This window comes from Streptomyces sp. NPDC045287 (assembly GCF_056432325.1).
Map to the genome: position 1 here is coordinate 78,099 of NZ_JBWKJG010000020.1, position 13,032 is coordinate 91,130.

At 71.0% G+C, this 13,032-nt stretch carries 14 protein-coding genes; 8 read left to right on the top strand and 6 right to left on the bottom strand.

Annotated elements, in window-relative coordinates; genetic code table 11:
• Window positions 1–50: 50 nt before the first annotated feature.
• Genes AC07D6_RS27875 through AC07D6_RS27885 form a run of 3 tightly spaced genes read right to left on the bottom strand, consistent with a single transcriptional unit; the run spans window position 51 to window position 3,447 of the window.
• Window positions 51–1,256: a CaiB/BaiF CoA transferase family protein gene (locus tag AC07D6_RS27875; protein WP_479048927.1), complete on the bottom strand. Its 1,206-nt coding sequence runs from the start codon at window positions 1,254–1,256 to the stop codon at window positions 51–53.
• On the bottom strand, window positions 1,253–2,719 hold the full coding sequence (locus AC07D6_RS27880) for an aldehyde dehydrogenase family protein (RefSeq protein WP_479048928.1): 1,467 nt from the start codon (window positions 2,717–2,719) through the stop codon (window positions 1,253–1,255). Before AC07D6_RS27880 ends, AC07D6_RS27875 begins: the two co-directional genes overlap by 4 nt.
• On the bottom strand, window positions 2,716–3,447 hold the full coding sequence (locus tag AC07D6_RS27885; protein WP_479048930.1) for an SDR family oxidoreductase: 732 nt from the start codon (window positions 3,445–3,447) through the stop codon (window positions 2,716–2,718). The genes AC07D6_RS27880 and AC07D6_RS27885 overlap by 4 nt, the downstream gene beginning before the upstream one ends.
• 198 nt (window positions 3,448–3,645) lie before the next feature.
• On the opposite strand from AC07D6_RS27885, the gene AC07D6_RS27890 reads away from it, so the two are divergent.
• From AC07D6_RS27890 to AC07D6_RS27900, 3 genes are read left to right on the top strand one after another with little or no spacing between them, the layout of a single operon-like run.
• Window positions 3,646–4,020, top strand: a complete 375-nt coding sequence (locus AC07D6_RS27890; protein ID WP_479048933.1) for a TauD/TfdA family dioxygenase — start codon at window positions 3,646–3,648, stop codon at window positions 4,018–4,020.
• Window positions 4,017–4,736, top strand: a complete 720-nt coding sequence (locus AC07D6_RS27895) for an SDR family oxidoreductase (protein ID WP_479048935.1) — start codon at window positions 4,017–4,019, stop codon at window positions 4,734–4,736. Before AC07D6_RS27890 ends, AC07D6_RS27895 begins: the two co-directional genes overlap by 4 nt.
• A complete protein-coding gene (locus tag AC07D6_RS27900) occupies window positions 4,733–5,242 on the top strand; it encodes a carboxymuconolactone decarboxylase family protein (protein WP_479048938.1) in 510 nt (169 codons plus the stop codon). The genes AC07D6_RS27895 and AC07D6_RS27900 overlap by 4 nt, the downstream gene beginning before the upstream one ends.
• Before the next feature lie 118 nt (window positions 5,243–5,360).
• Here AC07D6_RS27900 and AC07D6_RS27905 read toward each other — a convergent pair whose 3' ends face one another.
• Genes AC07D6_RS27905 through AC07D6_RS27915 form a run of 3 tightly spaced genes read right to left on the bottom strand, consistent with a single transcriptional unit; the run spans window position 5,361 to window position 8,171 of the window.
• The gene (locus tag AC07D6_RS27905; RefSeq protein ID WP_479048941.1) at window positions 5,361–6,152 is read right to left on the bottom strand and encodes an enoyl-CoA hydratase; all 792 of its coding nucleotides are present in this window, start codon (window positions 6,150–6,152) and stop codon (window positions 5,361–5,363) included.
• A 10-nt stretch (window positions 6,153–6,162) separates the two neighbouring features.
• Complete coding sequence (locus tag AC07D6_RS27910; RefSeq protein WP_479048944.1) at window positions 6,163–7,320, bottom strand: acyl-CoA dehydrogenase family protein; 1,158 nt, start codon at window positions 7,318–7,320, stop codon at window positions 6,163–6,165.
• A complete protein-coding gene (locus AC07D6_RS27915; protein WP_479048947.1) occupies window positions 7,317–8,171 on the bottom strand; it encodes an acyl-CoA dehydrogenase family protein in 855 nt (284 codons plus the stop codon). Before AC07D6_RS27915 ends, AC07D6_RS27910 begins: the two co-directional genes overlap by 4 nt.
• Before the next feature lie 157 nt (window positions 8,172–8,328).
• Here AC07D6_RS27915 and AC07D6_RS27920 point away from each other — a divergent pair, with 157 nt between their 5' ends.
• From AC07D6_RS27920 to AC07D6_RS27940, 5 genes are all read left to right on the top strand, one after another.
• Window positions 8,329–9,147 carry a TetR/AcrR family transcriptional regulator gene (locus AC07D6_RS27920; protein WP_479048949.1) on the top strand — a complete coding sequence of 273 codons (819 nt, stop codon included), beginning with the start codon at window positions 8,329–8,331 and terminating at the stop codon, window positions 9,145–9,147.
• Window positions 9,148–9,309: 162 nt separating this feature from the next.
• The gene (locus AC07D6_RS27925) at window positions 9,310–10,476 is read left to right on the top strand and encodes an acyl-CoA dehydrogenase family protein (RefSeq protein ID WP_479048952.1); all 1,167 of its coding nucleotides are present in this window, start codon (window positions 9,310–9,312) and stop codon (window positions 10,474–10,476) included.
• A gap of 37 nt (window positions 10,477–10,513) precedes the next feature.
• Entirely contained in the window at window positions 10,514–11,281 is a 768-nt protein-coding gene (locus AC07D6_RS27930; protein WP_479048955.1) for an SDR family oxidoreductase, read from the top strand.
• 68 nt (window positions 11,282–11,349) lie between these two features.
• Window positions 11,350–12,117 (top strand): FadR/GntR family transcriptional regulator, encoded by a 768-nt coding sequence (locus AC07D6_RS27935; RefSeq protein WP_479048957.1) that lies wholly within the window; start codon window positions 11,350–11,352, stop codon window positions 12,115–12,117.
• Between the two features lie 114 nt (window positions 12,118–12,231).
• Window positions 12,232–13,032: an enoyl-CoA hydratase/isomerase family protein gene (locus tag AC07D6_RS27940; RefSeq protein ID WP_479048960.1), complete on the top strand. Its 801-nt coding sequence runs from the start codon at window positions 12,232–12,234 to the stop codon at window positions 13,030–13,032.

Genomic DNA, 13,032 nt, shown 5'->3' on the forward strand with positions numbered 1-13,032 from the left:
CTCGGGGAGCCCGGACGTCGTCGTCCGGGGGAGGTGACGGAAGATGCGGGTCAGGTGACCGCGCCGCTCGCCTTGAGGGCGAGGATGCGGTCCCAGTCGTAGCCGAGCTCGGTGAGGATCTCCTCCGTCTGGGCGGCGAACTCCGGAGCGGGTCCGAGGACGGTGTCCTCGACGTCGAACTGGACGGGGCTGGCGACCAGTTCGAGGTCACCGGCCTGTGCGATGTACCCGTTGGCGCGGACCTGGGCGTCCGCGGCGGCCTGGACCGTGTCCTGCACGGGCGCCCAGGGTCCCTCCAGCGCGGTGAACCGCTCGGACCACTCGGCGAGCGGGCGGCCGGCGATCACCTCGCGCAGGATCTTCACCGCGTCGCCGGTGTGCGCCGCGAGGGACTCGGCGGTGGCGAACCGGGGGTCGTCGGCGAGGTCGGGGCGGCCGACGCAGTGGCACACGTTGGCCCAGAACCTCGCGGGCTGGAGCATGACGAACGAGATGTACCGGCCGTCGGCGGTGCGGTAGAGGCCGGTCAGCGGGTTGGCGGGCGAGGCGTGGGTGCTGGGGGTGACGCCCTCCCAGGCACGGTCCAGGTGCAGGGACAGGGCGATGGAGTGGCCGAGGGCCCACAGACCGCTGCCGAGCAGGGAGACGTCGACGACGGACGTCTCGTCAGTGCGTTCGCGGCGGAGCAGGGCCGCCGCGATGCCGCCGGCCAGGTTGGTGCCGGAGATGGTGTCGCCGTAGGCCGGTCCGGGCGCGGTGATCACGCCGTCCGTGCCGGGCGGGGTGATGCTGGCGGCGGTGCCGGCCCGCGCCCAGAAGGCGGTCATGTCGTAGCCGCCCCGGTCGGACTCGGCGCCGCGGGGTCCGAGGGCGCTGCCGCGGGCGTAGACGATGCGCGGGTTGACGGCCCGGATGTCGTCGACGTCTATTCCGAGCCGGGCGCGGGAGGCGGGCAGGAAGCTGGTGAGGAAGACGTCGGCGTCCCGGACCAGTTCGTGGAGGATCTCACGGCCCTCGGAGTGGGCCATGTCCAGGCCGAGGGAGCGTTTGCCCCGGTTGGCGTGGGCGACGTTGGGGTTGGGGTCGCCCTCGACCTTGAAGCTGCCGGTCTGGCGCAGTCCGCGCTGCGGGTCTCCGGTGACGGCGTGCTCGACCTTGACCACGTCGGCGCCCCAGTCGGCGAGGACGGCACCGGCCGAGGGCACGAAGCCGTACATCGCCACCTCCAGGACGCGGATCCCCTCCAGCGGCCTCATCCCCGCTCCCGCGGTGCGACGATGCGGGCGAACGCCTTCTCCTCCAGGAACTCCTCGAATCCGGACCGGCCGTTCTCCCGGCCGATGCCGGACTGCTTGTAGCCACCGAAGGGCACGTCGGGGGCGAAGTAGTTGCCGCCGTTGATGGAGAAGGTGCCGGTGCGGATGCGCCGGGCGATCCGGACCGCGCGGTCCTCGTCGGCGCTGTGCACGGCCCCGGACAGCCCGTACCTGGAGTCGTTGGCGATACGGACGGCGTCGTCCTCGTCGTCGTAGGGGATCACGGCGAGGACCGGGCCGAAGACCTCTTCCTGAGCGATCTCGCTCGCCGGGTCGACGCCGGCCAGCAGGGTCGGCGCGTAGAAGAAGCCGGGGTCGATGCGCTTGCCGCCGCGGACCAGGACGGCTCCGTCGTCGGCGGCACGGCGGACCATCCCGTCGACCTTGTCGCGTTGTTGTTCGCTGATGAGCGGGCCCATGTTCACCTTTGGGTCGGTGGGGTCGCCGACCCGGACGCGGTCCAGTCCGGCCGCGACCATTTGCACGATCTCGTCGTGCCGGGCGCGCGGCACGAGGAGGCGGGAGGTGAGGGCGCAGCCCTGGCCCGAGTGGGAGCAGATGGTGAAGGCGGCGAACATGGCGGCCTTGGTGAAGTCGGCGTCGTCCAGGACGATCATGGCGGACTTGCCGCCGAGTTCGAGGAAGATCCGCTTCACCGATCCGGCCGCGGCGGCCATGATGCGCCGGCCCGTGGCGGTGGCGCCGGTGAAGGTGACCGCGTCGACGTCGCGGTGGGTGGTGAGCACCTCACCGGCCTCCGGGGAGGAGGAGCTGAGGACGTTGACGACGCCGGGCGGGATGTCGGTGTGCTCGGCGATCAGTTCGCCGAGGGCGAGGGTCGTGAGCGGGGTCTGCGGGGCGCCCTTGAGGACGACGGTGCAGCCGGCGGCGAGTGCGGGGGCGAGCTTGGCCAGGGCGAGCTGGTTGGGGAAGTTGTACGGCAGGATCGCGGCGACGACGCCGGCCGCTTCCTTCTCGACCCAGCGGTGGTGACGCTGTCCGCGTGACTCGACCTCGCCCAGGTCCTCGGTGAACTCGTAGGTCTCCAGCAGGTCGGCGTAGTACTTCACGATGCCGATCGGCTCGTCGAGCTGGGGGCCGTGGGTGAGCTGGCGAGGTGCGCCGACCTCGGCGATGGTCAGTTCGCGCAGTTCCTCACGGTGCTCGTCTAGGGCCTGGTGCAGTTGGCGCAGGCAGCGCAGCCGCAGGTCCCGGTCGGTGGGCCAGTCGGTGGTGTCGAAGGCGCGGCGGGCGGCGGCGACGGCGGCCTCGGCGTCATCGCGGGTGGCCTCGGGCGCGTGGCCGACCAGTTCGCCGTTGGCGGGGTTGTGGGAGGCGAAGGTCGTATCGGTGGTGCGGAGCTTTCCGTCGATGAGCAGGGAGCGGGTGGCGGTGGTGGTCACAGCCGCACCACCGATCCGCCGTCGACCGCGATGACCTGGCCGGTCACCCAGCTCGCCGCGTCCGACAGCAGGAAGAGGAGCAGCCCGGCCGGGTCCGCCGGCCGTCCCATGCGCTTGAGTGCCAGCGACCGCACCAGTGCCTCGCGGGCCTGCTCGGGGATGATGTCGCGGGAGCCCTCGGTGTCCGTGGGGCCGGGTGCGATGGCGTTGACGCGGATGCCCCGGTCGCCGAGTTCCGCGGCGAGGGAGGCGGTGAGGTGATTGATCCCCGCCTTGGCGAGGCCGTAGAAGCCGGTGGCCTGCCAGGCCGCGGTGGACGACTGGTTGACGATGGCCGAGCCCTCCTTCAGGTGCGGCAGGACAGCTCGTGTCATGTACAGGGCACCGAGCAGGTTCACCTTCAGGAACCGGTCGAGGTAGGCGTGGTCGACGGTGGTGAGGCCCTCTCGGCGCATGCCCTGGAAGATCGCCGCGTTGTTGACCAGGTGGTCGACGCGGCCGAACTCGCCGATCACCGTGGCGGCGAGCGCCTCGGCGGACGCCGGGTCGCCGACGTCGGTCCGCACGAAGAGCGCGTCGCCGATCTCCTTGGCGACGCGTTGCCCCTGGTCCTCGTTGAGCTCGGCGACCACGACCCGCGCGCCCTCGGCGGCCAGTGCCTTCGCGTAGCCCTCGCCGATGCCCTGGCCGGCCCCGGTGACGATCGCCACCTTGTCCCTGAACCGCATCCCAGCCTCCCTGCTCGGTTGGTCGGAAACTACATTCTCAATTTCAGCTAATCAAGGTTCCGAACAAGAGAACCTGATGCCTACCCCCTCTCCTCACTCCCTCCACGCGACGACCTGCGCAACTCCCGCGCACGACCTGGACCTTCCCGTCGAGGCCGTGATGAGAATATGATTCTCTCATACGGAAGGGGTGTTTTCATGATCCGATCGAAGGCCTTGAGCGCGTCGCTCGGGGTGGAGTTCACCGGCGTGACGGACCCGCTCGACGACGCCTTCGTCCACCGGGCGGCCGAGGCCCTGACGTGGCGCGGAGTCCTCCTCGTGCGAGGGCTGCACCTCGACGACGAGCAACGGTCCGCCTTCAGCCGCACGCTCGGCGACGACCCCGACGAGAGCCGCGCCCTGCTCGACCGGACCACCCGGGAGCGGTTCCGCCACGCCCACGACCGGGAGGTCGGCGACCTCGCGGTCCGGGACAACACCGGCATCCCGCACCGGGCACTGCCCTACGAGGAGAATGCGGAGCGGCTGCTGCACCGCACGACCGTCGTCGGCGACGAGGCGTTCACATGAGCGCCCCGTCGAAACGGACGGCCGTCGTCACCGGGGGCGCCTCCGGCATCGGCCGGGCGATCGCCCGGCGGCTCACCGCCGACGGCCTCGATGTGGCCGTGTTCGACATCGCGCCGGCCGAGGAGGGCCACGCGCTGACCGTGGACATCACCGACCGCGCGCAGGTGGACAAGGCGATGGACGCGGTGCGTGACCGCTACGGACCGGTCTCCGTACTGGTCAACGCCGCGGGCAAGGACGGCTTCACCCGGTTCGCGAAACTGTCCTTCCAGGAGTGGCAGCGCGTCGTGGACATCAACCTCAACGGGGTGTACCACTGCGTGCAGTCCGCGCTGCCGGACATGTGGGAGGGGCGCTGGGGGCGGATCGTCAACATCTCCTCGTCCAGCACCCATTCCGGCCAGCCGTTCATGGCCCACTACGTCGCCGCCAAGTCGGCGGTCAACGGACTGACCAAGTCCCTCGCCCTGGAGCTGGGCCCCCGGGGCATCACCGTCAACGCCGTCCCGCCCGGTTTCATCGACACCCCGATGCTGCGCACCGCCGAGCAGGAGCAGCGGCTCGGCGGCACCATCGAGGACCACATCGCGCGCACCCCGGTACGCCGTGTGGGCCGGCCGGAGGACATCGCGGCGACGTGCTCCTTCCTGGTGAGCGAGGAAGCGGGCTACATCACGGGCCAGATCATCGGCGTGAACGGAGGACGCAACACATGACGAGGCTACGTCCCGTGCCGTACGAGGAGTGGGACGCCGAGGCGCTGCGTCCGCTGACGGGCGGGCGGGCCGTGCCCCCCTCGAGCGTCCTCGGCCTGCTGCTCCGCCATCCGGCGCTGGCCAAGTCGTTCCTCACCTTCTCCGCCCACCTGCTGGCCCGCAACTCGCTGCCGGAGAAGACCCGCGAGCTGGCGATCCTGAGAGTGGCGTGGCGCCGCCGGTGCCCCTACGAATGGGAGCAGCACGTGCTCATCGGCCGCCGGGCCGGCGTGACCGAAGAGGAGTTCGAGGACGTGCGCGCGGGCGCCGGCACGCTGGTGAACCGGGCCGTCGACGAACTGGAGACCTCGTCCACCCTCTCCGACGGCACGTACGCGGAGCTGGCGCAAGAGCTGGACGAACGGCAGTTGCTGGACTTCGTGTTCACCGTGGGCGCGTACGGCATGCTCGCCGCGGCGCTGAACACGTTCGAGGTGCAGCCGGATCCCGTGCCCGGCAGTGGCTGACGCCGCTGTCGGACGACCACACGCCCGGCACGGACACCCGCGAGCGACCAGCGGACCGGGCCCGTACCGGAACCGTCTCGGCTCCGGTACGGGCCCGCTTCCCCCGGCCGTGCGGTCCTCAGTTCTGCTTGATCCGCTGCTTCATCTCGTCCAGGCGGGTCAGGATCGGGAAGCCGCCCACGCTCAGCGCGTTGCCGTGGCCGGTCTGGTGGACGTCGAAGACGGACTGGAGTGCCGCGTAGAAGCCCTGGACGTCCAGCGTCTGGTTGACGGCCCGTTTGGCCTGCCGCAGTCCGAAGGGCGGCATCTTCGCGATCCGCGCCGCCAGCTCGCGGACCGTGTCGTCCAGGGCGTCGAGCGGGACGACCTTGTTCACCATGCCCACCTGCTCCGCCTCACGGGCGGTCAGCGGCCGACCGGTGAACAGGATTTCCTTGGCCTTGCGCGGACCCAGCTCCCAGGTGTGCCCGTGGTACTCCACCCCGCCGATTCCCATGTGCACCACCGGGTCGGAGAACTCGGCGTTCTCGGCCGCCACGATCAGGTCGCACGGCCAGCACAGCATCAGGCCGGCGGCGATGCACTTGCCCTGCACGGCCGCGATGGTGGGTTTCGGGAGGTTCCGCCACTTCAGCGTGTACTCCAGGTAGCGGCGCGTCTCCGCGTCGTAGACCCACTCCAGGGTGATCTCGCCGGGGGCGGGCCAGCGGTCCTTCAGGTCGTGCCCGGCCGAGAAGTGCCGCCCGTTGGCCTGCAGGACGACCACGCGTACCTCCTCGTCGGAGGCCGCGCGGGTGAAGGCGGCGTCCAGGTCGTCGAGGAGGGCCATGGTCTGCGCGTTGGCGGCCTCGGGACGGTTCAGGGTGATGACGGCGACGCCACCTTCGGTTTCGTACAGGATCTGGTCCATGACCGGCGTCCTAACGCGGTAGGCCGAGGATGCGCTCGGCGATGATATTGCGCTGGATCTCGCTGGTACCGCCCGCGATGGTGCCGGCGAAGCTGCGCGCGTACCGCTCGAACCAGCTGGAGACGAAGACCTCGTGGTGCATGTGGTGGTACGGGCCGGTGCGGGCGGGGTGCGGCAGTGCGTCGGCTCCGCGCGCCTCCAGGGCGTGCAGGGAGGCCGTCTGGACGGCCTCGGAACCGAGCAGCTTGAGGACGGAGATCTCGGCGGGGTCGCGGTCCGGGCCGAGCTGGCGGTACCCGAGCAGCCTCAGCGCCGTCAGGTCCATGAGGACAGTGGCGTACCACTCCTGGCCGGCGCCGACGTCGGCCGCGTCCCGCACCAGGTCCTCAAGGCGCTCGGCGTACGACAGCCACAGCAGCGTGCGTTCGTGCCCGAGCGAGCCGTTCGCCACCCGCCAGCCCTCGTTGAGCGGCCCGACCAGGTTCTCGCGCGGGACACGGACATCGGTGAGGAAGACCTCGTTGAAGTCGAGGTCGTCCTCGGCGCTGATCGAGCCGAAGGGCCGGCGGACGATGCCGTCGGCAGCGGTCGGGACGAGCAGTGCGCTGAGCCCTTGGTGCTTGGGGGCGTCGGCATCGGTGCGTACGAAGGTGAGCAGTACGTCGGCGTCGTGGGCGCCGGACGTCCAGATCTTCTGCCCGTTCACCGTGAAGGTGTCCCCGTCGAGGACGGCGCGGGTGCGCAGGGAGGCGAGGTCGGAACCCGCCTCGGGTTCGCTCATGCCGAGTGCGGCGGTGATCTCGGCGCGCAGGATCGGCACGGCCCAGCGCCGCTTCTGCTCCTCGGTGCCGAAGGTGAGAAGGGAGGCTGCGATGATGCCGAGCCCCTGCGGATTGAAGCTGTGGTAGATCCGGCGGCGGGCCAGTTCCTCCAGATGGGCGAGTTGCTGGGGCAGGGTGGCGTTCCGGCCGCCGTACTCAGGTGGCTGGCCGGGCAGCAGCCAGCCGTGCTCGAAGAGGGTGCGCTGCCAGCGGCGGGCCCAGTCGGGAACGTGGGCACTGGAGCGGGAGCGTTCCCGGGCCTCCGCCTCGGTGGGCAGGTGCGCGTCGAGGAACGCGGCGAACCGGGCGCGGAACTCCTCCACCTCGGGGTCGTCAGCGAGCTTCATGCGGTCAGCAGGGCCTTCCTGTGGACGGACGCGGTACCGAGCAGCAAGTCGCAGGCTTGGGCCCGCTTCAGGTGGAACTGCAGTTCGTTCTCCCAGGTGAAGCCCATGGCACCGAACAGTTGCAGGCCGTGGCGGAACACCAGGCGCTGGCACTCCCCCGCCGCCGCCTTGGCCATGTGCGCGGCCCGGGCGCGGCGCGGGTCGTCCTCGGTGATCGTGAGCGCCGAGAAGTGGGCGAGGGCGCGGGCGCGCTCCACGGCCACGTGCATGTCGGCCGCCTTGTGCTTCACGGCCTGGAACGAGCCGAGGGGCCGGCCGAACTGGGTGCGCTGCTTCACGTGCGCGAGGACCAGGTCGAGGACGCGGCGGCAGGCGCCGACCGCAGTGGCGGCGAGGCCGGTCAGGGCGAGGTGGGGAACGCCGGCGGTGAGCGGACCGGCGTCGACGTGCGCCACGTGCAGGTGCGGGTCGAGGACCCGGATCCGCTCGGCGGCGAGGCCCGCCCCGGGGACGACGGCGACACCGTCGGGCGTGAGCAGGGCGATCTCGTCGGCGCGGTCGGCGTCGAGGACGTACCGTCCGGTGCCGTCGAAGACGGCCGTTCCGCTGCCCTCGGGCAGCCGGCCGGTCAACGGCAGGAACCAGGTGGCGGTGGCCAGGAACGGCGTCGGATCGGCCGCGTACCCGAGTTCCTCCAGGATGAGGACCAGTTCCAGCGGAGGCGCTTCGAGCCAGCCCAGGCTCCGATAGGTGTCCCACTGCCGCTCCTCGGGCTGCGACCGCACCTTCGCGACCGTCTCCCGCACCGCACGGCGCAGCATCCGCTGCTCCTCGTCCAGTTCGAACTCCACGCCCGGCCTCCGCTCTCCTGCGGTCTTGGTCTGTGGCAGGAACCACGGCGAGAATATCATTCTCGCTAAATGGAAGTAAGGGTCTCGTTCCGCGCGGAGGGAGATTCGGTAGGGTGAGCGCCACCTCTTTTCACATATGTGGAGTACCGTTCTAGCCATGAGTGTCGTCACCGCCGAACCGGTCGAGTCTCCTGAGCCCGCGTGGCGGCAGCGTGCCGTCGAGCGATCCACCCGGGCAGCGAAGCTGCGCGCCGAACAGCGCGTGCAGCGCTTCCTGGACGCGGCGCAGGAGCTGATCGCCGACAAGGGCACCACCGACTTCACCGTCCAGGAGGTCGTGGAGCGGTCCCGCCAGTCGCTGCGCAGCTTCTACCAGCACTTCGACGGCAAGCACGAGCTGCTGCTCGCCCTCTTCGAGGACGCCCTGTCGAGGTCGGCCACCGAGATGCGGGAGAAGCTCTCGAGCGTGACGGATCCGCTGGAGCGGCTCGAAGTGGCGGTCGGCCTGCTGTACGAGTCCTCCACACCGCGCGAGGGACAACAGTCCCCGCTGTTCACCGACTTCGCCATCCAGCTGCTGGTCAGCCATCCGGACCAGGTGGCCACCGCCCACCTGCCGCTGCTGGCCCTCTTCACGGAGCTGGTGGTGGACGCGGTCGAGGCCGGCCAGGCCGTCGCTCCCCGCCCCCGCCGCACCGCGTCCCTGATCATGCAGACGGCGATGTTCACGGCCCAGGCACCCGCCGCCCCGGTCGGTGCGCAGCCCTCCCGGATCGGCGCCGAGGACGTGTGGGCGTTCTGCCTGGGCGGCATCCGCGGGACAGCCCCGGCCGCCCCCGAGGGCTCAGCCACGTCCGCCTCACCCAAGAAGGCGACCGCGGCCAAGAAGTCCACGACCGCCAGGAGGACGGCGACGAAGAAGGCGGCCGCCGAGAAGACCGCCGCCGAGAAGGGTTCGCCCCGCTCCACGACCTGACCCCACCGCCGTACACCTCGAAGGGCCCGCGTACCGCGCGGGCCCTTCTCGCACGTCGCCCCCTCCGCCCAACCACTCGGCAACTACGGACGGTTGACGCCCATATCGGTCTGACCTTTGATATGTTTCATACATCAGCAACCGGCAGAGGGGTCCCCCGCCGTGGATTTCGAGCTGACCGAGGACCAGGAGACGATCCGCAAGGCCGTCGCCGGTCTGCTGCGTGACTTCGACGACCGGTACTGGATGGAGAAGGACCGCGATCATGCCTTCCCCGAGGAGTTCTACGCCGCCGTGGCCGGAGGGGGCTGGCTGGGCATCACCATCCCGGAGGAGTACGGCGGCCACGGCCTCGGCATCACCGAGGCCACCCTTCTACTGGAGGAGGTGGCCCGCTCCGGGGGCGGGATGAACGCGGCCAGCGCCATCCATCTGTCCGTCTTCGGCATGCACCCGGTGGTGGTGCACGGCTCCGACGAGCTGAAACGCCGGACACTCCCCCGCATCGCCGACGGCGACCTGCACGTGTGCTTCGGGGTGACCGAGCCCGGTGCGGGCCTGGACACGACACGCATCACCACGTACGCCCGGCGGGACAAAGACCACTACGTGGTCAGCGGGCGCAAGGTGTGGATCTCCAAGGCGGTGGAGTCGGAGAAGATCCTGCTGCTGACCCGCACCTCTCGGCGCGAGGAGGTCACGAAGCCGACGGACGGGATGACCCTGTTCCTCACCGACCTCGACCGCGACCACGTCGACATCCGCCCCATTGCGAAGATGGGGCGCAACGCTGTCACCTCGAACGAGCTGTTCATCGACGAGCTGCGCGTCCCCGTACGGGACCGGGTCGGCGAGGAGGGCCAGGGGTTCCGCTATCTGCTCGACGGCCTCAACCCCGAGCGGATGCTGATCGCCGCCGAGGCCCTGGGCATCGGCCGGGTGGCCCTGGACCGGGCGGTGGCCTACGGCCGGGAACGCGAGGTGTTCGGCCGCCCCATCGGCATGAACCAGGGCATCCAGTTCCCGCTCGCCGACTCGCTCGCCCGGCTCGACGCCGCGGAGCTGGTGCTGCGCAAGGCCACCTGGCTGTACGACCAGGGCCGGCCCTGCGGGCGGGAGGCCAACACCGCCAAGTACCTCTGCGCCGACGCGGGGTTCACGGCCGCGGACCGCGCCCTGCAGACCCACGGCGGGATGGGCTACTCCGAGGAGTACCCGGTGGCCCGCTTCTTCCGCGAGGCCCGGCTGATGCGGATCGCGCCGGTCAGCCAGGAGATGGTCCTCAACTACCTGGGGTCCCACACCCTGGGCCTGCCACGCAGCTACTGACCCTCCCATGGACGACACAGACGACCAGGAGCCAGGCATGACCGACCGTACGGGACTGTTCGACCTCGCCGGGCGCTCGGCGCTCGTCACGGGAGCCGCCGGCGGGATCGGCTCGGCGGTGGCGGGGGCTCTGGCCCGCGCCGGTGCCGCGGTGCTCGTCACCGACGTGGACGGCAAGGCCGCGGCGGCCGTGGCCCGAAAGCTCACCGCGGCGGGCCTGACCGCCGACAGCGCGGCTCTCGACGTGACGGACCGGAACGCCGCCGACAACGCGGTGTCCCGGGCCGCCGCGTCGGCCGGCGGGACGCTGCACATCCTCGTCAACAACGCCGGGATCACCGCTCCCGCCATGTTCGACAAGCTGGAGGAGGAATCCGTCCGGCGACTGATCGACATCCATGTGATGGGCGCCTTCCACTGCACGCAGGCGGCCCTGCCGTTCCTCGCCGTGGACGGGACCGGACGGGTCATCAACGTCACGTCCTCGGCCGGCCTGACCGGCACCCTCGGCCAGGTTAACTACTCGGCGGCCAAGGCGGGCATCATCGGCCTCACCAAGTCCCTGGCCCGGGAGCTGGCCCGCAAGCGCATCCTGGTCAACGCCCTGGCACCACTGGCCGCGACGCCGATGACGCGGACCATCCGGACCGACCCCAGGTTCGCCGAGCCCATGCTCGCCCGCATTCCGCTCGGCAGGTGGGCCGAACCGGAGGAGGTGGCGGGGGCGTTCGTGTTCCTCGCCTCGGACGCCGCCTCGTTCGTCACCGGGCAGGTGCTGCCGGTGGACGGGGGCATGGTCATGTGACAGGCGCCTTCCCGGCTGTGTTGAATGGTTCAGCCGAACAAGAAGGACGCCCGACGAGAGGCCCCACCGTGTCCAGCACCGAATCCACCTCGCCCGTCCCTCGTTTCGAGACGCTCACCGTGCCGAAGGCGTCGGACGTGCTGGCGGCCGAGGTGCGGGAGCGAATCCTGTCCGGGGAGTTCGGCGAGGGCACGGCACTGCCTCCGGAACGCCAGCTGGTGGAGCAGACGGGGCTGAGCCGGGCGACGGTGCGGGAGGCGCTGCGCATCCTGGAGGTCGAGCGGCTGGTGGAGATCCGGCCGGGGCGCGGCGGCGGGGCCTTCGTGCACCGGCCGGGGCGCGAGTCCCTGGCGAACACCGTGCGGCTGGTGATCCGGGGGCAGCAGATCCGGCTGGAGGCGCTGCACGAGACCCGCGGGGCGATCGAGCCGGCCTGCGCGGCACTCGCGGCCCGCCGGCGCACCGAGCGGGATCTGGCGGACCTGGACGCCGCCCACGCGGATCTGATCGGGGCCGGCGAGGACGTCCCGCGGTTCCTGCGCGCCAACATCCAGTGGCACAACGCCGTGGCCAGGGCGGGCGGCAACGAACTGCTCATCGGCTTCCTGGACGCCCTCTCGGCGTCGATCCACGCCTCCACCGACCTGGAGCGGTTCATGGACGCCCGGGTGCGCCGGCTCACCGCGCGCACCCACGCCCGGATCACGGAGGCGATCCGGGCGGGCGACGCGGAGGCGGCGCGCCGGCGGATGAGCCGGCATGTGTGCGGCTTCGCACGCGCCGCCGCCGAGGTGGACGACCGGGAACGGCTGGACCTGCCGGAAGCCGGCGCCTGACGGCCGGCCGGGCGCCGGAACGGTTTTCGGTGGCCACTCCTTGGCGAGAATGAAGTTCTCGCATCACGGCAACACCATTGACAGAATCGGTCTGACCTTTAATACCATCGCGGCATGAGCGACGTGAGCCCCGTCCTGACCGTGGCCGCCGATGGTGACGTCCGCGTCGTCACGCTGAACCGGCCGGAACGCCTCAACGGAGTGTCGGAGGAGCTGCACCGCCGGTTGTCCGAGGTGTGGCGCGAACTGGCGGAGGACGCAAAGGCCCGGGCGGTCATCCTGACCGGAGCGGGGCGGGCGTTCAGCGCGGGTGGCGACTTCGGCCACCTGCTCCGCCACCACGACGACCCGGAGCTGCGGGAGCGCTCGATCCGGTTCGACCGCATCATCCAGACGGAGATGATCCGCTTCCCGCTGCCGGTGGTCGCGGCGGTCAACGGCCCCGCAGTCGGGCTGGGCTGCAGCCTGGCCCTGGGATGCGACCTGGTCCTCATGGCCGAGGACGCCTACCTCGCCGACCCCCATGTGTCGGTCGGTCTGGTGGCGGGCGACGGCGGGGTCACCCTGTGGCCGCTGCTGACGAGTCTGCTGCGGGTCAAGGAGTACCTGTTCACCGGCGACCGCATTCCGGCCGCCACCGCCGTTCGGCTGGGCCTGGCCAACCGCAGCGTTCCAGCCGGTGACCTGATGACCGAGGCCCTCGCGCTGGCCCACCGCCTCGCCGCGCAGCCCGCGGAGGCACTGCGCGCCACCAAGGCGGCGCTGGCCGCGCTGGTCGAGCAGGTGTCCCGGGGCGGTATGGAGGCGGCGCTGCTGGCCGAGCGATCGACGATGACCAGCCCGGACCACATCCGGATCATCAAAGAGCTGGCCTCCCGCACGCACCGCCGCCCGGCCGTCGCCGAGGAGGAGTGA

Coding starts and splice junctions, on each gene's coding strand:
- AC07D6_RS27875 (WP_479048927.1), bottom strand. CDS start 1,256: ATGAGGCCGCTGGAGGGGATCCGCGTCCTGGAGGTGGCGATGTACGGC.
- AC07D6_RS27885 (WP_479048930.1), bottom strand. CDS start 3,447: ATGCGGTTCAGGGACAAGGTGGCGATCGTCACCGGGGCCGGCCAGGGC.
- AC07D6_RS27890 (WP_479048933.1), top strand. CDS start 3,646: ATGATCCGATCGAAGGCCTTGAGCGCGTCGCTCGGGGTGGAGTTCACC.
- AC07D6_RS27895 (WP_479048935.1), top strand. CDS start 4,017: ATGAGCGCCCCGTCGAAACGGACGGCCGTCGTCACCGGGGGCGCCTCC.
- AC07D6_RS27900 (WP_479048938.1), top strand. CDS start 4,733: ATGACGAGGCTACGTCCCGTGCCGTACGAGGAGTGGGACGCCGAGGCG.
- AC07D6_RS27905 (WP_479048941.1), bottom strand. CDS start 6,152: ATGGACCAGATCCTGTACGAAACCGAAGGTGGCGTCGCCGTCATCACC.
- AC07D6_RS27910 (WP_479048944.1), bottom strand. CDS start 7,320: ATGAAGCTCGCTGACGACCCCGAGGTGGAGGAGTTCCGCGCCCGGTTC.
- AC07D6_RS27920 (WP_479048949.1), top strand. CDS start 8,329: ATGAGTGTCGTCACCGCCGAACCGGTCGAGTCTCCTGAGCCCGCGTGG.
- AC07D6_RS27930 (WP_479048955.1), top strand. CDS start 10,514: ATGACCGACCGTACGGGACTGTTCGACCTCGCCGGGCGCTCGGCGCTC.
- AC07D6_RS27940 (WP_479048960.1), top strand. CDS start 12,232: ATGAGCGACGTGAGCCCCGTCCTGACCGTGGCCGCCGATGGTGACGTC.